At 64.6% G+C, this 25425-nt stretch carries 26 protein-coding genes; 5 read left to right on the top strand and 21 right to left on the bottom strand.

The window, feature by feature from the left end; all coding sequences use genetic code 11:
- Window positions 1-266 precede the first annotated feature (266 nt).
- The 5 genes from U5A52_RS37220 to U5A52_RS37240 are packed head-to-tail and all read right to left on the bottom strand — an operon-like array spanning window position 267 to window position 4019.
- Window positions 267-470 carry a hypothetical protein gene (locus U5A52_RS37220; RefSeq protein ID WP_321939056.1) on the bottom strand — a complete coding sequence of 68 codons (204 nt, stop codon included), beginning with the start codon at window positions 468-470 and terminating at the stop codon, window positions 267-269.
- Window positions 471-511: 41 nt separating this feature from the next.
- Window positions 512-1606: a WD40 repeat domain-containing protein gene (locus U5A52_RS37225; protein ID WP_321916274.1), complete on the bottom strand. Its 1095-nt coding sequence runs from the start codon at window positions 1604-1606 to the stop codon at window positions 512-514.
- On the bottom strand, window positions 1603-2625 hold the full coding sequence (locus U5A52_RS37230) for a GTP-binding protein (protein ID WP_321939058.1): 1023 nt from the start codon (window positions 2623-2625) through the stop codon (window positions 1603-1605). Before U5A52_RS37230 ends, U5A52_RS37225 begins: the two co-directional genes overlap by 4 nt.
- Window positions 2622-2933 (bottom strand): hypothetical protein, encoded by a 312-nt coding sequence (locus tag U5A52_RS37235; RefSeq protein ID WP_321916337.1) that lies wholly within the window; start codon window positions 2931-2933, stop codon window positions 2622-2624. The genes U5A52_RS37230 and U5A52_RS37235 overlap by 4 nt, the downstream gene beginning before the upstream one ends.
- 42 nt (window positions 2934-2975) lie before the next feature.
- Complete coding sequence (locus U5A52_RS37240) at window positions 2976-4019, bottom strand: NAD(P)-dependent alcohol dehydrogenase (RefSeq protein WP_321916276.1); 1044 nt, start codon at window positions 4017-4019, stop codon at window positions 2976-2978.
- A gap of 443 nt (window positions 4020-4462) precedes the next feature.
- Here U5A52_RS37240 and U5A52_RS37245 point away from each other — a divergent pair, with 443 nt between their 5' ends.
- The 4 genes from U5A52_RS37245 to U5A52_RS37260 all read left to right on the top strand — a co-directional run bounded on the left by U5A52_RS37245 (window position 4463) and on the right by U5A52_RS37260 (window position 7595).
- Window positions 4463-4861 carry a VOC family protein gene (locus U5A52_RS37245; RefSeq protein WP_321916277.1) on the top strand — a complete coding sequence of 133 codons (399 nt, stop codon included), beginning with the start codon at window positions 4463-4465 and terminating at the stop codon, window positions 4859-4861.
- Between the two features lie 61 nt (window positions 4862-4922).
- A complete protein-coding gene (locus U5A52_RS37250) occupies window positions 4923-5540 on the top strand; it encodes a twin-arginine translocation signal domain-containing protein (protein ID WP_321939059.1) in 618 nt (205 codons plus the stop codon).
- Window positions 5541-5556: 16 nt separating this feature from the next.
- On the top strand, window positions 5557-7137 hold the full coding sequence (locus tag U5A52_RS37255; RefSeq protein ID WP_321939061.1) for a GMC family oxidoreductase: 1581 nt from the start codon (window positions 5557-5559) through the stop codon (window positions 7135-7137).
- Between the two features lie 119 nt (window positions 7138-7256).
- Window positions 7257-7595 (top strand): ribbon-helix-helix domain-containing protein, encoded by a 339-nt coding sequence (locus U5A52_RS37260; protein WP_321916280.1) that lies wholly within the window; start codon window positions 7257-7259, stop codon window positions 7593-7595.
- 168 nt (window positions 7596-7763) lie between these two features.
- Here the strand turns inward: U5A52_RS37260 and U5A52_RS37265 are convergent, their stop codons facing one another.
- The gene (locus U5A52_RS37265) at window positions 7764-8543 is read right to left on the bottom strand and encodes an alpha/beta hydrolase (protein ID WP_321916282.1); all 780 of its coding nucleotides are present in this window, start codon (window positions 8541-8543) and stop codon (window positions 7764-7766) included.
- Between the two features lie 343 nt (window positions 8544-8886).
- Here U5A52_RS37265 and U5A52_RS37270 point away from each other — a divergent pair, with 343 nt between their 5' ends.
- Window positions 8887-9237, top strand: coding sequence for a DUF4148 domain-containing protein (locus U5A52_RS37270; protein WP_321939063.1), 351 nt, complete (start codon window positions 8887-8889; stop codon window positions 9235-9237).
- Window positions 9238-9256: 19 nt separating this feature from the next.
- On the opposite strand, the gene U5A52_RS37275 is transcribed toward U5A52_RS37270, so the two are convergent.
- From U5A52_RS37275 to U5A52_RS37345, 15 genes are all read right to left on the bottom strand, one after another.
- Window positions 9257-10852 carry a TolC family protein gene (locus tag U5A52_RS37275; RefSeq protein ID WP_321939065.1) on the bottom strand — a complete coding sequence of 532 codons (1596 nt, stop codon included), beginning with the start codon at window positions 10850-10852 and terminating at the stop codon, window positions 9257-9259.
- Window positions 10839-12866 (bottom strand): FUSC family protein, encoded by a 2028-nt coding sequence (locus U5A52_RS37280; RefSeq protein WP_321939067.1) that lies wholly within the window; start codon window positions 12864-12866, stop codon window positions 10839-10841. The genes U5A52_RS37275 and U5A52_RS37280 overlap by 14 nt, the downstream gene beginning before the upstream one ends.
- Complete coding sequence (mdtN, locus tag U5A52_RS37285; RefSeq protein WP_321939068.1) at window positions 12847-13899, bottom strand: multidrug transporter subunit MdtN; 1053 nt, start codon at window positions 13897-13899, stop codon at window positions 12847-12849. The genes U5A52_RS37280 and mdtN overlap by 20 nt, the downstream gene beginning before the upstream one ends.
- A 1-nt stretch (window position 13900) precedes the next feature.
- Window positions 13901-14134 (bottom strand): hypothetical protein, encoded by a 234-nt coding sequence (locus U5A52_RS37290; protein ID WP_415774111.1) that lies wholly within the window; start codon window positions 14132-14134, stop codon window positions 13901-13903.
- Window positions 14135-14335: 201 nt separating this feature from the next.
- Window positions 14336-15742, bottom strand: coding sequence for a heavy metal sensor histidine kinase (locus U5A52_RS37295; RefSeq protein WP_321916288.1), 1407 nt, complete (start codon window positions 15740-15742; stop codon window positions 14336-14338).
- On the bottom strand, window positions 15739-16416 hold the full coding sequence (locus U5A52_RS37300; protein WP_321916289.1) for a heavy metal response regulator transcription factor: 678 nt from the start codon (window positions 16414-16416) through the stop codon (window positions 15739-15741). Before U5A52_RS37300 ends, U5A52_RS37295 begins: the two co-directional genes overlap by 4 nt.
- A gap of 209 nt (window positions 16417-16625) precedes the next feature.
- Window positions 16626-17615 (bottom strand): D-erythronate dehydrogenase, encoded by a 990-nt coding sequence (gene denD / locus U5A52_RS37305; RefSeq protein WP_321939071.1) that lies wholly within the window; start codon window positions 17613-17615, stop codon window positions 16626-16628.
- 36 nt (window positions 17616-17651) lie between these two features.
- Window positions 17652-18440, bottom strand: a complete 789-nt coding sequence (otnI, locus tag U5A52_RS37310) for a 2-oxo-tetronate isomerase (RefSeq protein ID WP_321939073.1) — start codon at window positions 18438-18440, stop codon at window positions 17652-17654.
- 26 nt (window positions 18441-18466) lie between these two features.
- A complete protein-coding gene (locus U5A52_RS37315; protein WP_321939075.1) occupies window positions 18467-19804 on the bottom strand; it encodes an MFS transporter in 1338 nt (445 codons plus the stop codon).
- Window positions 19805-19938: 134 nt separating this feature from the next.
- Complete coding sequence (locus U5A52_RS37320; RefSeq protein WP_321939077.1) at window positions 19939-20595, bottom strand: aldolase; 657 nt, start codon at window positions 20593-20595, stop codon at window positions 19939-19941.
- Window positions 20592-21908: a 3-oxo-tetronate kinase gene (otnK, locus tag U5A52_RS37325; RefSeq protein WP_321939109.1), complete on the bottom strand. Its 1317-nt coding sequence runs from the start codon at window positions 21906-21908 to the stop codon at window positions 20592-20594. Before otnK ends, U5A52_RS37320 begins: the two co-directional genes overlap by 4 nt.
- Window positions 21909-21936: 28 nt before the next feature.
- A complete protein-coding gene (gene ltnD / locus U5A52_RS37330; RefSeq protein ID WP_321916294.1) occupies window positions 21937-22827 on the bottom strand; it encodes an L-threonate dehydrogenase in 891 nt (296 codons plus the stop codon).
- A 68-nt stretch (window positions 22828-22895) separates the two neighbouring features.
- A complete protein-coding gene (locus tag U5A52_RS37335; protein ID WP_321916296.1) occupies window positions 22896-23600 on the bottom strand; it encodes a FadR/GntR family transcriptional regulator in 705 nt (234 codons plus the stop codon).
- Window positions 23601-23740: 140 nt separating this feature from the next.
- Complete coding sequence (locus U5A52_RS37340) at window positions 23741-24055, bottom strand: hypothetical protein (protein ID WP_321916297.1); 315 nt, start codon at window positions 24053-24055, stop codon at window positions 23741-23743.
- Window positions 24042-25415 (bottom strand): acyclic terpene utilization AtuA family protein, encoded by a 1374-nt coding sequence (locus U5A52_RS37345; protein WP_321939079.1) that lies wholly within the window; start codon window positions 25413-25415, stop codon window positions 24042-24044. The genes U5A52_RS37340 and U5A52_RS37345 overlap by 14 nt, the downstream gene beginning before the upstream one ends.
- Window positions 25416-25425: the final 10 nt, after the last annotated feature.

A 25425-nucleotide genomic window follows, 5' to 3' on the forward strand; every position in this document is an offset into this window, starting at 1 on the left:
TTTGCGCTTCTTGACGTCAACGCTTTCGGATTGACCTGTGCTTATAGAGCGATAAGCGTGCCAGACGTCGTTATTTCTTCCGGGTCAAGCCTGGTAATGGGCACAGACGCTTGCTATAAAATCTCGCAGTGCGCCATGTTTTGTTCTGCGACAAAGCCGGTTCACGATGCTGTCCGATATTGGGACGTCCGGTTGAATCGATTCTTAATGTAAATTCGGATACCTTATTGAATGAAACGAATATCGAAGTACGGTGCGTGGCACATCTACCGGGCTACGTCACCTTGGCTTTCAGTGGCAAGAATCGCGCTTTGACCGCTATTTCCGGGGGATTTTCCTTCAGCGACAAAGCGTGCCGTGAGAATGAGCGCCCCTAGTGCGAAATCCTTGCCGTACGCCTCGATCATCTCGTCCGCCATCGCGCCCAGGCGCTCGAAGCATTGTTCCCTGGAAGTGAGTCCGGTATTCATGGTCGTCTCTCTTTGGATATGTGGGAGGGAGCACTGCCGGCTTACCTGCGCCGTCCGAAGCGAAACAATTCTTCCGGCAGAAACACCAGCGCCAACTCGCCCGCCTCGGTTCCCAGCGCGAGGCGCCGACCGTCCGGCGCCCAGGCGATCGCGCTTACGGCACGGTTGCCCGAACCCTTGATGAGCAAGATGTCGCTGCTGCCTGGCTGACACAGCAATACCTCGCCGCTGTGATACGCGACGGCTATGAGCGGATGAACGGGATGGCAGGCTGCGATGCTGACCGGCGTCTTGCCCGCGATACCGCATTCATGCGGCTCGTCATTGGCTCTGGGCGGATCGAAACGCCAGCACACCGCGCGCATGCCGCCGCTCGTGGCGAGAAAGCGGCCATCAGCGGAAAACGACAACGAACGCGGCTGCCCGGGGTAGCCGCCCATGTCGATGTCCGCGCCATCGGGCAGCCGCCAGCCGTGCAAGGCGTTTTCCTCCATGCCGGTCACGAGATAGCGGCCGTCCGGACTCCACACCACGTTGCGGTGATAGCCCGGCCACACAAGCTGACGCTCGCGCAGCGTGTCGGCCGCCCATAGCGTGACGCCGCCGTGATGCGAAATGGCCAAACGCTTACCCGCTGGGTCGAACGCCATGAAGGTCGCCGATCCCGGCAGCATCAGACACGCGGGTTTCGGTCCCAGCCAATGGACCCTGCGGCCGCTGGCATAGGCTCGGCCACCAAGCGGACTCGCCGCCACCCGGTCGATCCATGCCCCGGCCTCATGCGCGACGAGTTCGCTCGTGCCATCGAGCCGCAGATGGACGAGGCGTCCGTCGTCGCCACCGCTGAGGAATCCCCCACCGGGGTCGGCGGCAAGCGCCAGGCACGTGCCCTCGTGCACGCTGAAGCGCGCGAGCGGCGCAGGCGGCGCTTGCGCCTGCACGAACTCGACGCCGCCGCTCTCGCGTGGCTTGAGTCGAGGACCGCCCGGCCAGCCACCCGTGGCGAGCGCAAGCGTGCCGTCGCCCAGCGCGAATCCAGCGCATTGCCCCGACGTGTCCCACACGACATCGACGACAGGCGCGTCGCTTTGCCAGCGCGCCCCAAGCAGATCGATCAGAAATTGCGGCGCGTTCATGCGTCGATCTCGCAGTATCGAATGCTTTCGCGCAAGTCGCGCCGGTCGAGATGGCGGCCGATAAATACCAGGCGGCTATCGCGCGGCTCGCCGTCTCGCCACGGTCGATCGAAGGCGGTATCCATCGTCATGTGCACGCCCTGAAACACAAAGCGGCGCTCCGATCCGGCGAGATCGACAATACCCTTTGCGCGCATCAGGTCCTGGCCTTGCTCGGCCACCAGTTGCTGCAGCCAGGAGAGAAAGCGTGTACGTTCGAGCGGCCGCTCGACACGCAGCGATACGCTATCGATGCCGTGACTATGGCGGCCTTGCTTGACAGTCGCGCCAGCGCGAAACGGCACCGCTCGATACGTCCGCTCGCCGCGCGGCGCATCGCTGCCTTCACCCGGCGACGCGACAAGCTGCAGGCGCTTGAGATCGAACGCGCCGCGATCGAGCAGCGCGGCAAGCGGGATTTCGCAGCGCACACTGGTCAACCATTCGGCAGTCGGATTGATGCGCCGCACGGCGTCCCGCACCGAAGCGAGACCCGCCGCATCGACAAGGTCGATCTTGTTGACCAGCACGATGTCGGCCTGCGCGAGCTGCTCCGCAGCCTCACGGCTGTCCGCGAGGCGCGCCGCCAGATGCGCTCCGTCGGCTACGCAGATCACGCTGTCAAGCCTCGTGCGCTGGCGGATCTCATCGTCGATAAAGAAGGTTTGCACCACCGGCGCGGGGTCGGCCAAACCGGAAGTCTCGATCAGAATCCCGTCGAAGCCATCCTTGCGCTTGACCAGCGACGACACCACGCGAATCAGATCGCCGCGCACCTTGCAGCAGACGCAGCCATTATTCAATTCGATGACCTCGTCCTCTGCGCCGACGACGAGGGCCCCGTCAATGCCGATGGCCCCGAACTCGTTGACGATCACCGCATAGCGCCGGCCGTGCTGCTCGCGCAGAATGCGATTGAGCAACGTGGTTTTGCCAGCGCCGAGAAAACCGGTGAGCACGGTAACCGGAATGCGGTTCATTGCCAGCCCCCTTGTGTGCCAGACGTCATTCGGCTGTCGAGGCGACCCAGTTCGCTTTCAAGCCGATCCCGCTCGGATTCGATCGCCCGCAACGCGCTTTCGGCCTCGCGAAAACGCCCGCGCAATTGCTCGATATGCGCCGCTCTTTCCGGTGAGGCGCCATCGCGCTCTTCGCAGGCGAGTGCGCATGCCAGTTCGATCTCCGCGCCCGCGCGTCGGCTTTCCCCGCGCAAATGGCGGGAATTCACTTCGGTTAGCGCAATGATCAAATGCATGCGCTCGAAAAGCGAGGCTGCGTCGCGCTCCATGGTCACGGCAATCTCCACGCTGAAGTCGTCCCGTCGAAACCGTTACGGAATCAACACCGCCCGCCCTTTGACCTTCCCGTGATGCAGATCCTTGAGCGCCTGGTTCGCCTCGCTCAAGCGATACTCCCGTGTGGACAGGTGGACGAGTCCACGATCGGCGAGCGCCATCAGTTCCACGAGTTCGGGATACGTGCCGACCAGATTGCCGACAATGGTCTTCTCGCTGGTGATCATGTCGATGGTCGGTAATTCGATTTTTCCGCCATAACCCACGATGTAATAGAAGCCGCCGTTGCGCGTCATGGCGAGACCTTTGGCGATCGCGTCTCCTTCGCCAACAAAATCGATGACGGCTTCCGCGCCATTGCCACGGGTAAGTTCCAGGACGTGTTCGACTTCTTCTCCGCCGCCCTTGACCGTGTGATGCGCGCCGCACTCCTTCGCAAGCTGCAGCGCAACATCGGAGCGATCGACCACGATGATTTCAGCCGCGCAGAGTGCCTTTAAAACCTGAATGCCAATATGCCCGAGGCCTCCGGCGCCGATCACGACGGCAAACTGGCCAGGCAGCAAATGGCGCGAGGCTTTTTTTGCGGCGCGGTATGCGGTCAAGCCAGCGTCCGTATAAGGCGCAACGTCCTTCGGTGCGAGCGATTTCGGCAACTGGATCAGCGAGCGCTCGCCCGTTAGCAGATACTGCGCGTAGCCACCGTTCGCGTTGATACCGGGAAAGCGGCTGTCCGTGGCGTGCATATCGTCACCGCGCCGGCAAGCGAGACAATGTCCGCTCGTCACCAGCGGATGGCAGATGACCGGATCGCCCACCTTCACACTCTCCACGCCGCGCCCCACCTCTTCGACCCAGCCGGCATTTTCATGACCCATGATGTAGGGCAGCGCCACATCGACCTTGCTGCGCCAGATGCCTTCCACGACGTGCAGATCGGTGCGGCACACACCCGCACCGCCAATCCTCACGACGACATCGGTGGGCCGCACGATCTTGGGATCGTCCACCTCTTCGTAGCGCACGAATTCTTCGCGAGTCAGCGACTCATCGTACTGATGCAGCACGGCAGCTTTCACTTTTTGTCTCCTCCGTTCAAGAATGGCCGGACAATGCACGAGCCATCGGGGCTAGCGTTGTTGCGCACGTCGAGAGCCGGTTACGCAATGTCCATGCCAAAAGAAATAGAAAGCAACGAAGCCGTCCGCAGTCGATGCGCTGGCTTGGAGAAGATGTGTCACCTGCAGCGGCGAACCAGCGGACCACCCAGCGAACCCGCCGACCAACTGTCGCAAAATCGGACGCTCAACGAGCGTGAGGATCGACAGGGTGTCCGAAAATGAGACGCGCCCAGCGGAAAGTGCGTGCACGACGACGCCGAACGCAGTGGCATTCGAGGGTAAGTCCCGACACCGATTTAGCCGGCCATTACCTGCCCTCCGTTCGCGCGCCTAAACTGACATCACTGCGCACAACGCAAGCCACCCGCAGTGGCCACCGCCGCAGACCGAGGAGACAACGCATGCCCAAGCTTGTTCACACGATGATTCGCGTGCAGGACCTGTCGCGCTCGCTCGACTTCTACGACAAGGTTTTCGACTTCAAGGTCTCGCACCGGCTCGACTTCCCCGATTTCACGCTCGCCTATTTGCGCAACGACGAGGCCGACACGGAAATCGAACTCACCTGGAACAAGGGACGCGCCGATCCGTATTCGCACGGCGACGGGTACGGCCATGTAGCCTTCGTCGTCGACGACGCAAAGGCCGATCGACAGCGCCTTCTCGACATGGGTCTAGCGCCAAACGACCTGCGCGAATTCCACGCGGACGACGGCTCGCTGATCGCCCGTTACTTCTTTATTCAGGACCCGGACGGCTACAAGATCGAAGTCCTGGAAAGGCATGGCCACTATCGCTAGCGACCGTGCGCAGGGCCGCGTTTGTTTGATGCATGGCATGAGACCAACACAGGAGACAACAATGAGCCCCACGATCATACCGATAGCGCACGAACCGGACGCGCACGCGGTGGAAAGCGCAATGCGCATCAAGCTCACGCGGCGCGAGTTGCTCAAAGGCACGGGAGTCCTGACGGGCACGCTGGCGCTGACTTCCACGCTCGCGATGTTCGCGCCCAGCCGGGTCTGGGCCCTCGAACTTCAGGGCCTCGACACGCACCAGGGCGACGTCCTGCTCGCGTTCACGCGCCAGCTCTATCCGCACCCCACACTCGACAATGCGGTCTACGCGCTCGTCGTCAAGGACCTCGACGCAAAGGCGCAAAAGGACCCCGCCGTACGCAAGCAACTGGCCGATGGCGTAAAGCAGCTCGACGCGAGCGCCGGCGGCTCGGACTGGTCCAGGCGCGAGAGCGCGGCACAGGCGCGCGACGTCGCCGCGCTGGCGGGCACGCCTTTCTTCACTACGGTGCGCAGCACGGCAATCGTCTCGCTGTACAGCAACACGCTCGCTTACCAGCACTTCGGCTATGGGGCGGCCGAGGGCGACGGCGGCTACCTGTACAAAGGTTTCAACAACTTGTCCTGGCTGCCCAACCCCCCTGCCGACGAGAGCGGTCCGCTTCCCAAAGACAGTTGAGCACAGGAGACAAAACATGGATCTGAACCAGAAGCGCTTCCCGCTCAACGACAGCAACGTGGTCGTCGTTGTAGGGTCCGGTGCGGGCGGCGGCACGCTCGCGAACGAACTCGCCCAGAAAGGCATCGACGTCGTCGTGCTTGAAGCGGGCGCCATGCATACGCAGGCCGACTATGTGACCGACGAATGGGGCTCGTTCCAGTTGCTCTCGTGGCTGGACAATCGCACGACCTCGGGCACGTGGCGCGTCGCCAAGGACTTCCCCAATCTGCCCGCGTGGATCTGCAAGACGGTGGGCGGCACGTCAACGCACTGGGCCGGCGCGAGCCTGCGAATCCAGCCGCACGAATTCAAGGCGCGCACGACCTATGGCGACATTCAAGGCGCGACGCTGCTCGACTGGCCGCTCACGCGCGAGGAACTCGACCCGTACTACGACCGCGCCGAGAAGAAGCTTGGCGTCACCCGCACCAACGGGCTGCCGGGCCTGCCGGGCAACAACAACTTCAAGGTGATGGCGGCAGGCGCGACGAAGGTCGGCTACACGCAATGCAACACAGGCCACATGGCGATCAACAGCGTGGTGCGCGACGATCGCAGTCACTGCTTCCAGCGCGGTTTCTGCTTTCAGGGCTGCCGCACCGGCGCGAAATGGTCGACGCTCTATACGGAACTGCCGCGCGGCCAGGCCACGGGCCATCTTGAACTGCGTACGCAAGCCCATGTGGTGCGCATCGAGCATGACACGCGAGGCAGAGCGACCGGTGTCGTCTATTACGACGCGCAGGGCAAGCTGCAACGCCAGAAGGCGCGCGTCGTGGCAGTCGCGGGCAATTCGATCGAGACGCCGCGACTGTTGCTGAACTCGCATTCCGGCAAGTTTGCCAATGGCCTCGCCAATGCTTCCGGGCAGGTCGGGCGCAACTATATGCGGCACACAACGGGCTCCGTGTATGCGACGTTCGAGCAGAAGGTGGACATGTACAAGGGCACGACAATGGCCGGCATCATCGAGGACGAGGCGAAGAACGATCCGAAACGCGGATTTGTCGGCGGCTACCACATGGAAACCATCTCGCTCGGACTGCCGTTCTATGCCGCGTTCCTGAATCCGGGCGCCTGGGGGCCGTCGTTTGCGCAAGCCATGGATCAGTACGCTTACACGGCCGGCATGTGGATCGTCGGTGAAGACATGCCGCGCGCCAACAATCGCGTGACGCTCAACGACAGCGTCAAGGATCAATACGGCCAGCCCGTCCCGAACGTCCATTTCGACGATCACCCGAACGACGAAGCCATGCGCGAGCACGCGTTCAAGCAAGGCTCCGCGGTGTACGAGGCGGTCGGCGCGAAAACGGTCTACCGCGTGCCGCCCTATCCTTCGACGCACAATCTCGGCACCTGCCGGATGAGCGCGAGGCCGGAGGATGGCGTGTGCAACGCGCATGGACAGACGCACGACGTGGCTAACCTGTTCGTGTCCGATGGCAGTCAGTTCACCACGGGCGCCGCCGAGAACCCGACGCTCACGATCGTCACGCTCGCGATCCGCCAGTCCGATTACATCGCAGGGCAAATGAAGCGCCGCGCGATCTGATGACAGGCGCCCCTTGGCTGGCAAACGCGGCTCGGGAGGGTTGCGTTTGCCAGCCAGGAAGCTTGCGCGTATGTTGGCAGGGCAAGACTTCTCCCCATGAAGACTGAAGGAGATCGAGCATGTGCAGAATCTACGTCAACGCAGACCCGATCCTCTACGAATCGCGCACGCGATCGTTGCGCATTCACGGCGTGATCACGACCGTGAGGCTGGAAAACCTGTTCTGGGACGTGCTGCAGGAAATCGCCGCGCGCGAAAACATGACGACGAGCCAGTTCGCGGTCAAACTGTACGACGAACTGATTGCGCTGCGCGGCGAGCCGCCGACCAACTTCGCATCGTTTTTGCGGGTGTGCTGTTTGCGGTACCTGTCATTACGCTCCGCAAAGGAAGATGCGCCTGCAAGCCCGGCGATGCCGGGCAGCGACTTGCGGCCGCGCATTCTGAAAACGGTTTGACCCGGCTTTGAGCCGGGACGTCCATTTTCATCGCGTGGAACGCGGGGATGTCGAAACCCGGCACGCGCCAGTCGAGGTACTGCTCGCGCGGGTCGCACACCGTGACCGCCGCATACGACCACGCGAACCGGCGACACCGGCGACACCGGCGATGCGCGAGGTAAACCGTCATTGCGCCTGTTGCTGAGCCGCCTGCTCAATGAGCGCAGCCACTTCCTTCGGATGCGACTCATACACCGAGTGGCTCGCGCCATCGATTTCCACCGTCTGGGCGTGAGCGCGCTTCGCGTACATGCGCTCGAGGTCCGGGTTGATGATCTTGTCCGCCTTCGCGACCATATAAAACGTCGGTTTGATCTTCCAGGCCGGATCAGGGATCTGCGCAGCGAATACGCTTGCCGAAGTCGGCATTTGTTCGTGGGCTTCGAATTCGGCCTGAGCAATTGGAAGGTCGGCCGCGAAATCGCGCGGATAGTCCGCCGGGTTCAGATAAAGATAGTCGTCCGCCGTTTTCACGATGTCCTCGTGGGGCGTCGCGTTTGGATAACGCTTGCCATTCGAGACTTCGGTTTCGCCGGCATCGAGTGCATGAGCCGCAATGTAGACAAGCGACTTCACGTGCTCGTCGTTGCCCGCCTCGGTGATGATGGCGCCGCCGTAGCTATGGCCGACGAGCACGCACGGGCCGTCGAGGCTGTCGATAGCACGCTTCGTCGCTGTCACATCGTCCTTGAATGACGTGAGCGGCTCTTGCACGAGCGTCACGTTGTAGCCGTCCTTTGTGAGAATGTCGTACACCGGACGCCATCCGGCGCCACCCACGAAAGCGCCGTGCACGAGGACAACGTTCTTGATGGGCGCGGCTTGCGCCGTCGTCACGGCGCCAGCGACCAGACAAAGCGCGGCGGCTGCGTGTGCAATAGCGGAACGGAAAGTGGGCAAAGACATGGAAGCTCCCTGGAATGGCGTGAAGTGGATCAATCGATTAACAACACGGCCAGTCTAAAAAGCGGTCTCGAACGAGAGGGTTACCCAGTCATTACGAAAAAATGACGTCGCTGCATCGGTGAGTCGAATCAAAGGGCCGGAAGGCTTGTTATTTTCTTGTAACGACTCGGTAACCCTGCCGATCGAGGCGCCTCCCTACACTGCAACCACGCAGTCACGCTTTGCCTCGCTTAGCCAAGTTTCAAGTTGTCCCTCCTAAGCTTGTCTTCGCGTCCATGCACAGTCGATGCTGCGGCCTTCTTTCCCGACTCATCCGCTTTTCAGGTACATAGGAGTATTGATCATGTCCAAGCTTCTCAGCGTTCTCGTTGCGGCTTCCGCCGTCGCCGTTCCGGCCTATAGCTTCGCGCAGTCCGCCCAACCCCTCACCCGCGCAGAAGTCCGTGCGGACCTCGTGCGCGTCGAGCAAGCCGGATACAGCCCGGGCCGCGGCGACGACATCAACTATCCGGCCGACATTCAGGCAGCCGAGGCCAAGGTCGCAGCGGGGCAATACGCACAAAATTCCGCGCAAACCGATATGGGTGGCGTATCGATGGCGAGTACCTCGGCTGCTGACTCGCGCACGCGTATGCCTTCACAGTCCGACTGTGTTGGCCCAGCCAGCTTTTGCTCGGTCTTTTTCGGTAGTTGAGCCGGCGGGCGCGCTGTACCTAATGAGGCGGTGAACCCTCCAGTGACGGCGCACCGATCTCGCCCGTTGCCAGGGCGAGCGTCGCGGCAGCGGAAAGCGCGGCGCTGTAGCTGTCCGCATACGCGTTCTGCGCGGCGAGCAGCTGGTTCTGCGTGAGGAGCGCGTCGGTAATGGTGCCGACGCCGTGCCGGTACGCGGAGAATGCCGCGTCGTAGGTCGTCTGCGCGGCTTCGACCAGCGCCTTCGCGGCGTCGTTCGACGCGAGGCTCGTGGAAAGCCCGTTCTGCGCGGCCACGATCTGCCTGACCGCTTCCTGCTTCGTATGGGTCAGCTGTGCAGATGCACTGTCCGCGTCGTTGCGCGCCTGCATCAGCACGGCGGAACGCAGGCCGCCGTCGTATAGCGGGATCGTCACGCCGAGGAAGATGCTGCCGCTGCGGCGGCTGCCGTTCAGGTTCACCGTGGCCGCCTGATCGCCAACCGGCGGAATCGCGGTGATCGACGTCGTGCCGGTACCGTATGCGGCCGCGGCGGAGAGAAAGATCTTCGGCATGAACGCCGATTCGGCGGCGCGGATCTTCGCCTGGTTGGCCTCCTCCAGCGCGTAGGCGCCCTGCACGTCCGGCCGTCGCGCGATCGCATCGGCGACGATTTCATCGACGCTCTGATGCAGCGCCGGCGTGAGCGTGCGTGCCGGCAACGCAGCGATCTGAGGTTTCGACAACGGCGAAATGCCGAGCGCAGAGACGAGGCTCAGATAGCTGTCGCTCACGGCGCCGTCGGCCTGCACCTTCAGTAAATTGGCTTGTGCGCGGTTCTGCGTGGCCTGTGCGACTTCGACCACCGTGCCCACGCCCTGCTTTCGCCGGGCGCGCGCGGCGCTGAGAATGCCGTCCGCGTTGTCGAGCGCCTGCTGCGCGGTATGCTCCCTTGCGCTGGCGGCTTCGTAGGTGTAATACGCGATGCTCACCTCGTGGATCACGTGCTGATGAACCGACGTGAACGCGACGTTCGCCGCCAGGGAAAGCTGCTTCGCCGCGTCGAGGCGCGCGCGCCGGCCACCGAAATCGAATAGCAGCCATTGCAGCGACAGCACCGAAACGGTGCCGTGAATGTTCGAGCTGGTCGAGGTGTTGCCGAGCAGCGGCGTCGACGTCGCGCCGCTCGCCGCCTCGTAGCCGCCCATGGCGGTGGCGGTAAGCTGCGGCAAATACGCGGTCTTCGCAACGCCCGCCGCGAGCGCCGCGTTGCGTGCGTCGTTCCAGGCGATGCGCGTGAGCGGGTTCGTGGACTCCGCGAGATCGATCAGCTCGGGCAGCGTGTACGCGTGGTTCGCATCGAACGCCGCGGCGGGTTCGATCGAGGCCAGCGCGGCGCTGCGCGGCAACGTGTAGCCAGCCTGCGCCGCGTCGCTGGCGTTACGTGGCGGGCCGGGCACGATGTTGCCGTCGGCGTCCGTCTGCGGCTGCCACGGTCGGTCCGCCGCGGGCGGCGCGAGATCGATCGACGACGTCGCGCAGCCCTGGAGGCCCGAGATAGCCAACGCGGCAGCCAGTGTGGCAGCCAACGTGGCAGTCAACGCGACAAGCCGGGGCATCGGTTCAGGGGCGCGCATCGGTCGTCGTCTCCCCGTCCGAAGCTGGGCGCGCGATGTCGGCGATCTGTCCAAATCGCTTCGCGATAACGTTGTGGAGTGCATCGAGTGCGGGGTCGGCCGTGCGGTCCTTTGCGGCCTCGGCGGCATGCTGTGGGGCCTGCAAGTGCGCGTCGTCGCCAGGTGCGAGACGCTGTGCGATTTCACCCAGCCGCGCTGCGCCCGCTCGTCCTGCCGCGAGGACCAGCGGCGCCTCCAGCGCCTCGAGCTCCGCGAGCGCGCGCCGCCGGCTCGCCACCCAGTCGGGCTCGGGGCGCACCCACGATGGCTCGTAGTGAATCAGGCCGAGATCCTGGCGCAGTCCGCCGTACTGGGCCAGCGCACCGCCCGCGAGCGCGCTGCGCGTCCGGGCGTCCGTTGCCTGCGCGATGCGGGTCCACTGCGCAACGAGCGCCTTGAGCGTTGCGTCGATGCGGCTCGCGATGCTCACGGGCCAGACGCGCGTAAAGACCAGATAGATCACGACGTTGCCGATCAGGATGCCGATCACGCGGTCGCGTGCGAGCGTGAGGTCGAACGCGGGCGCCGCGCCCTGGATCACGCACAGAAAGAACGCAAACGCGATCTGCATGCCCGCGTACGAGATCCGCGCCGACCCCATCGCCACCCATGCGGCGAGCCACGCGCCTGCGAACACCAGCGCCATCAATTCGCCCGCCGAGGTGAGACGCGGCGTCACGAACACGATCGCCGCCGTGCCGAGCAAAGCGCCAATGAGACAGCCCGTGATCCGCAGTGTCGACTTCTCGACGGTCTCGGCCGTGGTGTTGAGCGAGACCATATAGCAGGTGATGAAGCACGTATGGATGCCCTGCCAGTCGAGCTGCTGATACAGCACGTAGCAGAACATCGCCGCAGCCGTGGTCTTCAGCGCGTAGCGGATGTGATCGGGATTCGAAAAGGCATCGGCGTCGAAAAAGCCGCGGCGCGCGGGCGGCCCGGCGGTTTTCTCATGAGCGGGAGCAGGATCAGGAACCGGCGCTGCGGCGGCCTCAGCAGACGGCACCGCGAAGCCCTCCAGTGCGGCGCGCAGGTCTGCGAGCACGAGCGCCTGTAGCGCGGTTGGCTCAGGCACCTTTGGCACGTCGAGCGTGACGTCCACAGGGTAGCCGCCCGCTTCGAGCATCGCGGCCATCTGCGTCATCGTTTCGGCAAGCTGCGCCGCGCACGCGTCGGGCAGACGCGCGCCGGGTTCGCTCGCCGCGAATTCCGTTGCGACCAGAATCGCCGTTGTGGACGCCGCTGCCTGGCGCAGCGGCGCAGCGTCGGCCGGCGCCAACGTGCCTTCGAGTTTCGAGAGCTTGAGCCACGCGAGGATCTGATGGTCGCCCTCGCGCATGCACGCTTCGAATGCGGCGCGCTCCTCGTCCGTCGCCGTGCCCGTGAGGCGGCGCGCGGCGAGCTTCAGGCGCCGCGCAAGCTGCGAGGTGGCGAGCCGGCGCGGCGACGGCGCGCTCACGAGGTTCACGACGATCGCCACGCCAATCGGAATTGCGACCATCAGCCACGCGTACAACAGGCCGCGCGTGGCCGCTTCGCCGACCGGCGCGAGGCCAAGCTCGTCGAGTCCGAAGCCGACGATCATCGCAAGAATGGCGCCGATTGGCCGTAGCTTGCTCGCCGAGGTGGCGAATAGCAGTCCGAACGAGAGCAGCGCCATGCTCGCGACCCGCAGCGGCGGCTGGTCGATGGTGAGGATTGCGAAGATCATCACGATGCCGATGATCACCGTCACGATCAGCATCAAGGCGAACGACATGACGATGCTCGTCATACGGTCGGGCCGGTTCAGGAAGAACACGATATACACGGAAGTCGCGGCATCGGGCGTGGCGTAGCCGGTCGTCACGAGTACCGTGAGCGCGCAGATCAGCGCAATGCGCGTGACGATCGCGGCGCGCCCCGGAAACGGCGCGAGCAGCTTCGCGATTTCCCGCGGACCGGGCCGCCTGATGTCACCGGCAAGACTGGCCATGCCGGACCTCGACAATCGCACTGGCGCCAATGCGCACCAGCTTGTTGACCGGCGCGTCGATGCGCACGCGAACCGGAAAACGTTGGGCCACGCGCACCCAGTTCACCGACTGCTGCACGTACGGCAGGCTGCGCGGCAGGTTCACGCGGTCCGTGTCCAGGATCCCGGCGCCAATGCCGATCACCTTGCCGCTCATCGGCTGTTTTCGGTCGATCATCGAGTACACGGTCGCGCAGTCGCCGACTTCGATCGCGCCGAGTGCCGTCTCGCGAAAATTCGCCACCGCGAACCATTCGCCCGAATGCACCAGCGTGAAGATGGACTGGTTCGGCGCGACCGTCTCGCCCGCGAGAATCGTCAGACCTGCCACGTAGCCGTCGAACGGCGCGCGCACGACCGTGTCGTCGAGCGCGCGCTGGGCGATCGCGAGCGCGGCCTCGCGCGCATGCAGGGCCGCTATGGCGTCGGCGTCGTCGCCTATCGTCTGCGCAGAAGCGCGCTGTTGCACCTGCGCCTGCGCGAGCGAAACGCTCGCATCGCGCTGCGCCACAACCGCCTGGTCGAGCTGCTGTGCTGAAACATAGCCTTGCGCTGCGAGCGGACGCAGCCGGTCGACGCTGCGCGTCGCGAGGTCGTAGTTGTGCGTGGCGCGGCGGGTCTGGTCGGCTGCGATGGTCGCGTTCGATGTTTCGCCGATCAGCGTGCGGCGGCGCGTGGCGAGCGAGGCGCGCGCCAGTTCGACTTCGGCCTGCGCCTGCGCAACGCCGAGCCGGTACGGCACCGGGTCGATTTCGAACAGCACGTCGCCCTTCGCGACATGCTGGTTCTCCTCCACGGGAACGCGGATGATCCGGCCGCCCACGGGCGACGCGACGTGAACGACGTCCGCGTCGATGGACGCGTCGTCGGTGGACGGATAGCGCGACGAGCGATCGTACGCGTACCAGAGTGCCGCCGCGCCGAGCAGGACGATCACGGCCGCTATGGCGCGGCCCTTCCATGCGTGTCGAGGATTCTGGCCGGCCATTTTCATGTCAGAGCTGCCCCGTTCCCCACAGCCAGGCCAGCACCCCGACGACGATGCCGATCGAGGTACACACGGAAAGCTGGTACGGCACCCGGCGAACCCAGCCGGTCCCGACGAACACGCGATGAGCGACGATCGCGACCACGACGCCGATCACGGCGCTCACGAGCCAGTACGGAAAGTACGCGCCGAAGAGCGACCAGGACGGCGCGCCGCGGGCCACGCAACCCGCAAGCGGCATGAAAGCCAGGCATGAACAAACGACAGCGCATCTGGGCCATGTACGTTGTTTCATCGCTTATTCGATGCTTCGTGACTGGAATACATGCTGAATTCCACTCGTACGAACAACCCATGCGCGCACCGATGGGTTGCGTCCCGCATTCCCGATTCAAGGCAGCCCATCATAGCGCGGTTTGCCGCACCGCCGCCCATGGGGTGCTTATCGGCCCCGCTGCTCGCGCTGCCGCGGGAACACGAGCGTAAAGCGCGTCACGCCGTTGCTGCTCGACGCGCGCCACGCGCCGCCGTGCAGCTGCATGATGCTGCGCACGATCGAAAGCCCGAGCCCGCTCGACTCCGATGAGCGATGTCGCGACGGATCGGCCCGGTAGAAGCGATCGAAAATCCGTTCGAGATGATGCGGCTCGATCGTCGGCCCGCGGTTCTCGACATGCAGCGTCGTGGCCTCCGGTCCCTGATCCGCCACGGTCGAGATTGCCGAGCCCGGTTCCGCATACCGCAAGGCATTCGCAAGCAAATTCCCCAGCGCGCGGCGCAGCAGATCCGGGTCCGCGCACACGTCGCCCTCGCCGCGCCACTCGAGGCTCACGTTGCGGTCCTCCGCGAGACCTTCGAAGTACTCCTGCATACGCTCGAATTCCACGGCGAGCGGCAACGCCTTGCGCTCGATAGCGTTGTCGGCCTGCTCGGTGCGCGCCAGAAAAAGCATGTTGTCGATCATCTTCGACAGGCGCTGCAGTTCCTCGTAATTCGAGCCGAGCAACCGCTGGTAGTACACGGTGTCGCGCGTCTGGCTCAGGCCGACTTCGGTCTGCCCCAGCAGGTTGCCAATTGGCGTGCGCAGGTCGTGCGCCATGTCCGCCGACACTTGCTTTAACTGCGTGAACCCGCGTTCGAGCCGGTCGAGCATGCCGTTGAACGCGGCGATCAGGGCGTCGAGTTCGGGGGGCGCAGCGCGCTGCTCGATGCGCGTCGACAGCGTGCTGATGCCGATCGCCCCGGTTTGCGCGGCGAGCACGCGCAATGGCTGCATATTGCGGCGCGCGACGACGAAAGCGAGCAAGGCGGCGATGGTCGCGCCAGCGGAGGCGAATAGCAGTATCCGGTTGCGGTAGGCCCGCAACAACAGCGTGCGCTCGGTCAGCAGGCGGCCTGAGAGGATCTGCAGATCCTGCTTCCCGGCTGCGTCGTGCGCCGCGGCGGCGACGTAGATGAACGGCGTTCCATCGGCCGCAAGCGTATGGCGGACGGCGCCGAGCGTGAGTGGCGCGTCCACCGGCACAGGCGTCACGTCGGGCACCGCCCTGTGCCCCGGATTCACCGTAATGAGCGGCGCCTCACCCGGAAAGCCCACGATAAGCAGCGATTCCGTATTGCCGAGCATGTTCGCGAAGAGATGAGGCTTGTCCCGAATCAGCTCGCGCACGTCGACATCGTTCATGAGCGTGCGAAGCTGGTCCACCCGCGTCACGAGCGCGGCGTCGTCGCGCACACTCAGTTGCTGCTCCAGGCCGCGGTATAGCAAAGCGCCGAGCAAAGCCATCGCCGTAAATACGATAAGTGCGTACAACAACGCAAGGCGCGTGGTGAGCGAAAGCCGCATCATGCTTCGTACTCGAAACGGTACCCCACACCGTGTATCGTATGAATCAGGCGAACGGTGAAAGGGTCGTCGATCTTCTGCCGCAGCCGGCGCACCGCGACATCGACCACGTTGCTATCGCTGTCGAAATTCATGTCCCACACGCGCGAAGCGATCAGGGCGCGCGAGAGCACCTGGCCTTGATGCTCCAGAAAGAACGCCAGCAGGTTGAATTCCTTGTTGGTGAGCGTAAGGCGCACGCCGCCCCGGTCGACGCGCCGCTTCGGCACATCCACGCGCAGATCCCCGACTTCGAAGACCTGTTCATCCGGCTTTTGCGGCTGACCGCGCCGCAATATGATGCGGATGCGTGCGAGCAGCTCGGCAAACGAGAATGGCTTGACGAGATAATCGTCGGCGCCGAGATCGAGGCCCTTCAGGCGGTCTTCGAGCGTGCCGCGCGCGCTCAGGAACAACACCGGCGTTTTGGTGCGTGCGCCGAGCTTCTTCATGACGGTCCAGCCGTCCATCTCCGGCATCATCACGTCGAGCAGGATCAGGTCGTAGCCCATTTCCTGTGCAAGATGCAGCCCGTCGATGCCGTTCGTGGCCACGTCCACCACGTAACCGGCTTCCGTCAAGCCGTTCTGGATGTACTCGCTGGTCTTCGCTTCGTCTTCGATGACGAGGATTTTCATGGCGTCCGATCCCTGCACGTTGATGCGCGTGTCACTGATTCTGTGCTCGTTTGCGCCCTTATACCAGCCGGGCATGCTTGCAGTCTAAGCAGTGTGCGCTAACAGGGCCGTTACCCAATCATTACAAGGAAATGACAAACGCCGCCGTCGCAAACACTCAGGTCTGCGACGGCGGCGTGTGCTATTTCCTGCGCGACAAGCGCGCGTCATCAATGCTGCGGAATCTTCCCGCCGAGTTCGTCGTCGACGAACGCGCGGACGATATCCTTGAACGACGCATCGCCTTGCAGGCCGAGCTGCGTTGCGCGCGCGATGTCCCATTGCGCGGGCCAGCTGCCGACGATCTTCTCGACGCGCTCATCCGCCTTCCATTCGATCCGTGCTGCGACGGCTTCGCCCGCCACTTCGCGCAGGGCGGCGATCATCTCGTCGACCGTCACCGACACGCCCGGCAGATTCACCGTGCGCCGGTTGCCGAGCGCCGCGCCGTCGATCTCGCAGCCCGCGATCAGGCATTCGATCGCCTTGCGCGGCGACAGCAGCCACAGCCGCGTCGAGCCGCTCACCGGGCACACGGCCGGCTGCCCGTTCAGCGGCTCGCGAATGATGCCGCTGGCAAACGAGGACGCCGCCGCATTCGGCTTGCCCGGCCGCACGCTAATGGTGGGCAGGCGCAGCACGCGGCCATCGACAAAACCGCGCCGCGAGAAGTCGTTGAGCAGCAACTCGGCGACAGCCTTTTGCGCGCCATACGACGACTGCGGATTCAACGCGGTTTCATCGAGCACGACATCGGGCAGATCGCCGCCATAGACGGCGACCGAACTCGTGAACACCACACGCGGCCGATGCCCACGCTCGCGGCACACGTCGAGCAGCAGGCGCGACGCGTCGAGATTGATGCGCATGCCGAGATCGAAGTCCGCTTCCGCCTGGCCGCTGACGATCGCCGCGAGATGAAAAATCGCTGCCGTCCTGTCGTCGATCAGACGTTCGAGCACGCTGCGCTCGGCAATGTCGCCGACTTCGACACGCACGCGCGCGTCGTTCGGACCCGGCGCCGCGACGACGTCGAGCAACACCAGTTCGGTGATCGGCTCGCGCTGTCCGTGCGCGCCCGTTAGTTCGCCGCGCGCCAGCAGTTCGCGCGCGAGACGCTGGCCGAGAAATCCCGCTCCGCCCGTGATCAGTACTTTCATGTTGCTGTGGTTCCTCAGTGTGTCTTTCGAATGCGCTCAGGCGCGCGCTTTCACATACGGCCGGATCCATCCCAGCCCTTGCGACGTGCCCGCGCGCGGCCGGTATTCGCAGCCGATCCAGCCGTCGTAGCCGAGTGCGTCGATCAGCGAGAACAGATACGGGTAGTTCACTTCGCCGATATCCGGCTCGTGCCGCTCGGGCACGCCCGCGATCTGGATATGCCCGATGCCCTTCATGTCGCGCTTGAGCTTGACGGCGAGATCGCCTTCGACGATCTGGCAGTGGTACAGATCGAACTGCACTTTCAGGTTTGGCGCGCCGACTTCCGCGCAGATCGCCTGCGCGTCGTCTTGCCGGTTCAGAAAGAAGCCGGGAATGTCGCGCGTATTGATCGGCTCGATAACGACGGTGATGCCGTCCGCTTCGGCCGCTTTCGCCGCATACGCGAGATTCTTCAGATACACGTCGCGGTGCGCGGCGCGCGACTGCTCCGGCTTGATCAAGCCGGCCATCACATGCAGCTTGTCGTTGCCGAGCACGCGCGCGTAATCGAGTGCCGTATCGACGCTGCGGCGAAACTCGTCTTCGCGGCCCGGCAACGACGCGATGCCGCGCTCGCCTGCCGCCCAGTCGCCCGGCGGCGCGTTGAAAAGCGCCTGCGTGAGGCCGTTTTCAGTCAGCCGCGCCTTGATGTCGGCGGCTGGAAACTCATAGGGGAACAGAAACTCCACGGCCTCGAAACCGTCGCGCGCGGCGGCGGCGAAACGATCGAGGAACGCGTGTTCGTTGTACATCATCGACAGATTGGCGGCGAAGCGTGGCATCGAAGCAACTCCTTAAATACGCGTGTTTAGCGGTTCACGAGCCGCGCGGGCGTCAGCCAGACGGCGAGCGCGCCGATCACGAGCATGGCGGCCAGCACATACATGCCGGACTGCGTGCTGTGCGTGAGATCCTTAAGATAGCCGATCATGTACGGGCTTGCGAAGCCCGCCAGATTGCCGATCGAATTGATGATCGCGATGCCCGCCGCCGCCGTCGCGCCGGACATGAACGCCGTGGGCAGCGACCAGAAGAGCGGCGCGCAGGTCAACACGCCCGCAGCCGCGATCGACAGGAAAACAATCGACACGGCCGTGTTGTTCGCGAACGAAGCCGCGACCGTGAAGCCGACCGCGCCCGCGAGCGCCGGCCCGATCAGATGCCAGCGGCGCTCGCGGCGCTTGTCCGCGCTGTGACCCATGATGTTCATCACGACGATGGCAACGAGAAACGGAATCGCGCTCAGCAGGCCGATTTCGAACGCGCCCGTCACGCCCGTCGACTTCACGAGCGTCGGCATCCAGAACGTGAGCCCGTACTGGCCCGTGACGAACGCGAAATAGATCAGCGACATCCACCACGTGCGCGGGTCGCGGAACACCGCGCCAATCGAATGCGACTTCGCCTCTTCCTGCGGCTGCGCGGCGATTTCGTCGGCGAGCAGTTGCTTTTCGCGCGGCGTCAGCCATTTCGCGCCGGCGATGCCGTTGTCGAGATACAGGATCGTCGCGATACCGATGGCGATGGCAGGTACCGCTTCGATCAGGAACATCCATTGCCAGCCCGCGAAGCCGTGATGGGAGTCGAAGGTCTGCATGATCCAGCCCGACAACGGATTGCCGAAAATGCCCGAAACCGGAATCGCCGACATGAACACCGCGATGATCTTCGCGCGGCGATGCGACGGGAACCAGTACGTGAGATACAGAATGACGCCCGGATAGAAACCGGCTTCGGCAAGACCGAGCAGGAAGCGCAGCACGTAGAACTGCGTGGGAGTCCGAACGAATACGAACACGGCGGAAAGCAGGCCCCACGTGATCATGATGCGCGCAATCCAGATGCGTGCGCCGAGCCGGTGCATCAGGATGTTGCTGGGCAGCTCGAAGAGAAAGTAACCGACGAAGAACACACCCGCGCCGAGACCGAATACCGTCTCGCTGAACGCGAGGTCCTGCGACATCTGCAGCTTTGCAAAGCCCACGTTGACGCGGTCCAGATACGCGACCACGTAGCACAGCATCAAAAATGGCACGATGCGCCAGAACACCTTGCCATAGGTGCGTTCGATTTCGGCCGCGCCGGGTTGCCCGGCTGCGGCGGCGGTGGATGCAGGGCGAACGGATGCCGCCTGATAGCTTGTCATGCGTTGTCTCCTTCGGGGTGGCGCTGGTTACAGGCCGTCCTCGTTGCGTCGGACGGCCCTCCGGCTTTCTGTCTAAGGTGGGTAATACGGAGCGTGCGCGTGGGTGCGCGGCAAGCTCGATGGGCTCGAACGCGCTACCAGCGCGCGCCGAAGACCGTGCGCAACTCCTCGAGCGCGGTGTCGCTGAGCGGCGCGGGACGCGGGTTCGTCATCAGCCACAAGCGCGCCGTCTCTTCGAGTTCTTCGATCACGTACGAAGCCTGCGAAACGGAGCGCTCCCAAACGACCGGCCCGAGCCGTTCGAGCAGCACGCCGCGCACGCTTTCTGCGAGCGCGGCGATCTCCTGTGCGACTTGCGGATCGCCGGGCCGCCGGTAGCGAATCAGCGGAATGTGGCCGACTTTCATGACGTAGTACGGCGTGATGGGCGGCAGCACGTCGGCGTCGCTCCAGACGCCTGCGAGCGTCAGTGCGACGAGATGAGTGGAATGCGTGTGCACGATGCCGCGCGCTTCGCGGTTACGCTCGTACACGCCGCGATGCAGCGCCAGCGTTTTCGACGGCTTGCCGCCCGAAACCGCGTTGCCATTCAGGTCGACCTTCGCGATCTCCGCCGGATCGAGCCGGCCGAGGCAGGCGTCGGTCGGCGTGATGAGCCAGCCGTCGTCGAGCCGCGCGCTGATGTTGCCCGCGCTGCCGACCGTGTAACCGCGCGCGTACAGGCTTGCGCCCGTCACGCAGATTTCTTCGCGGACGCGGGCTTCGCCGCTCGTGTGAATGGCTGCCGTCATTGCGCGTCTCCGTCAAGCTGACGCAGCGCCTTCGCGAAGAAGTCGACCGCGCCGAAGTTGCCGGATTTGAGCGCGAGCGCAAGCGGCTCCCCGCCTATCGTGGCGGTGGCGGGCACGCCCGGATCGATCTGTTTGCCGATGCGCAGCATGTCGACGCCCAGCGCCTGCACCACTGCGCCCGAGGTCTCGCCACCGGCGACAACGAACTTGCGCACGCCGAGATCGCGCAGACCGCGCGCAATCGATGCGAGCGTGCGCTCGACCAGCTCGCCCGCCTGCGCGACGCCGAGTTGGCGCTGCGTCGCCTTCACTTCGTCGGGCGACGCCGTTGCGTAGATCAGCACGGGTTGCAGCTGCGCGGCGTTCATGTGCTCGCGTGCAAAGGCCAGCGCGTGTTCGACGACAGGCTCGCCGCGCGCCGCCGCGAGCGGATCGATGCGGAACGCGGGGCGCGTTTCGCGCCAGGCGGCCACCTGGGCATTCGTCGCCTTCGACGCACTGCCCGCCAGCACTGCCGACGCGCCGTCGATACGCGGCAGCTCGCCTGCGTTGGCGGCATCGGCGAGCAAACCGGCGCGGCGGAAATTCGCGGGCAGACCGAGCGCGACGCCCGAGCCGCCCGTGATCAGCGGCAGGTCCGCGCAGGCTTCGCCGAGCGTGTAGAGATCGGCGTCGGAGACCGCATCGGCAATCGCCATGCGCACGCCGTCGGCGCGCAACGTGTCGATTGAAGCCCGTACGGCTTGTGCGCCCTGCGCCACCGCGTCATAGCGTACGAGGCCGACTTTCGAGTGCGTCTGCCGTTGCAGCACGCGCACGAGGTTCGCGTCCGTCATCGGCGTGAGCGGATGATGCTCCATGCCCGACTCGTTCAGCAGCACGTCGCCGACGAACAGATGCCCGCGATAAATCGTGCGGCCGTTTTCCGGAAACGCGGGGCAAGCGATCGTGAATGGCGCGGTTCCGTCGATGCGCGACAGCGCGTCGAGCAGCGCGTCGGCCACGGGCCCAATGTTGCCTTTATCCGTCGAATCGAAGGTCGAGCAGTACTTGAAGAAGAACTGGCGGCAGCCTTGCGCGCGCAGCCATTCGAGCGCGGCCAGCGACTGCGCCACGGCGTCGGCGGCATCGATCGTGCGCGACTTCAGCGCGACCACGAGCGCATCGGCTTCGATGCGCGTGTCGGCGGCGGGCACGCCGATCGTCTGCACGGTGCGCATGCCGCCGCGCACCAGCATGTTCGCGAGATCGGTCGCGCCCGTGAAGTCGTCGGCGATGCAGCCGAGCAGCGGCTTGCTGGCGGAGGCGTTCAGGTTCGTCATGTCGTTGCGCCCTTCTCGCTTACCGCTTCGCCGGGACATCGATGCCCGGGAAAATCTTGATGACGGCGGAATCGTCTTCGCCGCCGTGGCCCGCCGTCGAGGCCATCATGAACATCTGATGCGCGGCCGCCGAGAGCGGCAGCGGAAACTTCGAGCGTCGCGCGGTATCGAGCACGAGGCCGAGATCCTTCACGAAGATGTCGACGGCCGACAGCGGCGTGTAGTCGCCGTTGAGAATGTGCGGCACGCGGTTCTCGAACATCCACGAGTTGCCGGCGCTATGCGTGATCACGTCGTAGAGCGCGTCGGGATCCACGCCTTCGCGAAGACCCAGCGCCATCGCCTCGGCGGCGGCGGCGATGTGCACGCCCGCGAGCAACTGGTTGATGATTTTCACCTTCGAGCCCGCGCCGTGCTGCTCGCCCAGCCGATACACCTTGCCCGCCATCGCGGCGAGCACGTCTTCGCACGCGGCGTATGCGGCAGCGGGCCCGGACGTCATCATGGTCATTTCGCCCGACGCGGCGCGCGCCGCGCCGCCCGACACGGGGGCATCGAGCATGTGCAGGCCGGCCGCTTCCACGCGACGGCCGAGGTCAATGGCGAAGTCCGGCGCAACCGTTGCGCACGCAATCACCACGCCGCCTGGCTTCATCGACTTGACCGCGCCGTGCTCGCCGAACAGCACCGTTTCCGTTTGCGCGGCATTCACGACGAGCGTGACGACCACGTCGCACTGCGCGCCAAGCTCGGCAGGATTCGCGCAAGCCGTGCCGCCGTCGGCGACGAACTGGTCGAGCACTTCGCGGCGCACATCGCACGCATGGACGTTGAAGCCGCCGCGCAGCAGCGAACGTGCGACACCCATGCCCATCGCACCCAGACCGATCACTCCGACATTTCTCGACATACCCTTTCCTCTACGAACAATGCAGCAGACAGCGCGCCGCGCATGGCGCTGGCGAACGCGTCTGCAAATCAGCAGATACCGGCTTCGGCCAAACGGCGCGCCGCGTTGTACATGTGGGTTTGCGCGGCGTTGCGCGCCGCCATGGGGTCGCCGGCGCGGATTGCCGCGGCGATCGCTGCGTGTTCGTCGCGCACCTGACGCGAGAAGTCTTCGCGCAGCGCCTCGTTGCGGCGCGTGACGACCGTGCCCGCTTCGAGGTATTGATTGAGAAACGTCAGCGTCTTCAGGAAGTACGGATTGCCCGTTACGGTGGCAATCGCGCGATGAAACGCGACGTCTTCGGCAACGCCGTCGCGGCCCTCGGCGACGGCTTCATCGATCCTCTTGAGCGCGGCGTCGATGGCCATCATGTCGGCATCGGTGCGGCGCATCGCGGCTTCCGCCGCGACTTCGGCTTCGATCGCGCGGCGCACCGCGAGAATCTGCAGGACCGAGCCGCCTTCCATCGCTTCCGCATAGTCGATGCGCAGCGGCCGGATCGCGCCATGCGCCGATACGTAGACGCCGCTGCCCTGGCGCGGCTCGACCACGCCCTCGTTCTTCAAGCGCGAAATGGCCTCCCGGATTACCGTGCGGCTCACGCCGAACTCCTGAGCGAGCACGGCTTCGGTCGGCAGCTTGCCGCCGCGCGCGAACGTGCCTTTGTCGATCTGGGCGAGCAGTTGTTGCGCGACGGTGTCGCTCAGCGCCCGCGTGGGAATTTTCTCGAACATATCATCAGATTCGCCATGTCATCGGGTCATCATACAAATTTTGACGCGCGAATCGACATTGGGGTGAACCCTTAAGCGGCTCGTTTGAGCCCGTTTCAAAGGGAGGCGGCCCGTCTCTCGACGGGCGCGCCTCCTTTCGCTCACTCGGGAAGGTCGTCCACTTCGATATCGAGGAGCGCCATGCTCATCGACTTGCCATGCGCGTCGAGCGCCAGCGAGCGCGTGACGCCTCCGCCGAGCGCGTTGCCGAGCACGAAATTGAATGCACCGAGAAGCGGCAGTTCATAGCGCACGACGTCGCCCTTGACCACGTCGGCGAGGTGAGCCTTGACGCGCTCCGGCGTGAGGACGTTGCGCAGATGGGCGTAGTGCTTCGCGTCAAAACAGATCACCGAAATATTCAGCGTATTGCCTTTGTCGCCGGTGCGGCCGTGGGCCAGTTCACGCAGTTTCATCGCTTGCCTCGACAAATTGGAAAGCCGCACTCACCTGTTCGCGCGGCAGCAGCACGGACTGCACGGCGAGCACCTCGCGCGTCGATTTGGTGACGCCGCCGCCGCCCGCAGGCCCGTTGGTGTAGAGCGTTTCGACCTCGTTGCCGATGCGCGCCGCTTCCTTTGCGTTCGCCGCGCGCCCCGCCACGCGAACGCGCACTTCGTACGGTTCTTCATGATGGGCCGCAAGGGCATCGCCATAAAGCGCATTCACGCCGATCAGGTCGAAGCGCAGTTCGCTCGTCTCGACGCCCGTGATCGCCAGACGCTCCCGCACGATGTCGAGCGCAAGCCGCGCACGCGCGAGCGCACCCGGCCCGCCATAGGAAATCTGCCCCTCTCCGATGTAGCCGTCGACATATGCGACCGACACCTTCAGCGTGCCGGTTCGAGCGCTGCCGCGTCCGCCTGTCACGCGCACGCGGTCATGTGCCTTCTGTGCGACGCGAACCTCGGTGAAGTCTGCGACGACATCGGGTTGAAAGTAGCGTTGTGGATCGTGAATCTCGTAGAGCAATTGCTCCTTGCATGTCGCCTCGGTCACGCGCCCGCCCGCATGCGGCACCTTCGTGACGACGACGCTTCCATCGGCACTCACCTCGCCAATCGGAAAACCTAGCCGCGCGAGATTCGCTACGTCCTTGACGCCGGGATCGGCGAAATAGCCGCCCGTCACCTGCCCCGCACATTCGAGCAAATGGCCGACGACTGTCGCCTGCCCGAGCGTGTTCCAGTCGTCCATGCGCCAGCCGAACTCGTGAATGAGCGGCGCCGCGAACAGCGACGGGTCCGCGACGCGCCCCGTCAGCACGATATCCGCGCCCGCCGCGAGCGCTTCGACAATCGGCGCCGCGCCGAGATACGCATTCGCCGAGACGATGCGGTCCGTGTAGCGGCTCACATCGTCGCCGGACTCCTCGAAGCGCAGTTGGGATTGCAGGACGACATCGAGCACATCGTCGCCGGTGACGGCCGCAATCTTCAGTCCGCTCAGGCCAAGTTCCTGCGCAATTTGCGCGGTCTTGGTCGCCGCAGCGCGCGGATTGGCGGCGCCCATGTTCGAGATGATGCGCACGCGCTGGCTCACGGCGACCGGCAGTACGGCGCGCATGCGCGCTTCGAGCAGCGGATCGTAGCCAAGCTCGGGCTGGTGACGGCGCGTCTGCTGTGCGATCGCGACCGTACGTTCCGCGAGGCATTCGAATACGAGGTAGTCCAGCGCGCCGTGCTCCGCGAGTTCGACAGCGGGCTCGATGCGGTCGCCCGAGTAGCCAGCGCCCGCGCCTATGCGTACGCGTTTCGGTGATTCGGTCCGGTTCATGACGTCAATG

This window comes from Paraburkholderia sp. J8-2, from assembly GCF_905220195.1.
In the GTDB taxonomy this organism is placed as follows: Bacteria; Pseudomonadota; Gammaproteobacteria; order Burkholderiales; family Burkholderiaceae; genus Paraburkholderia.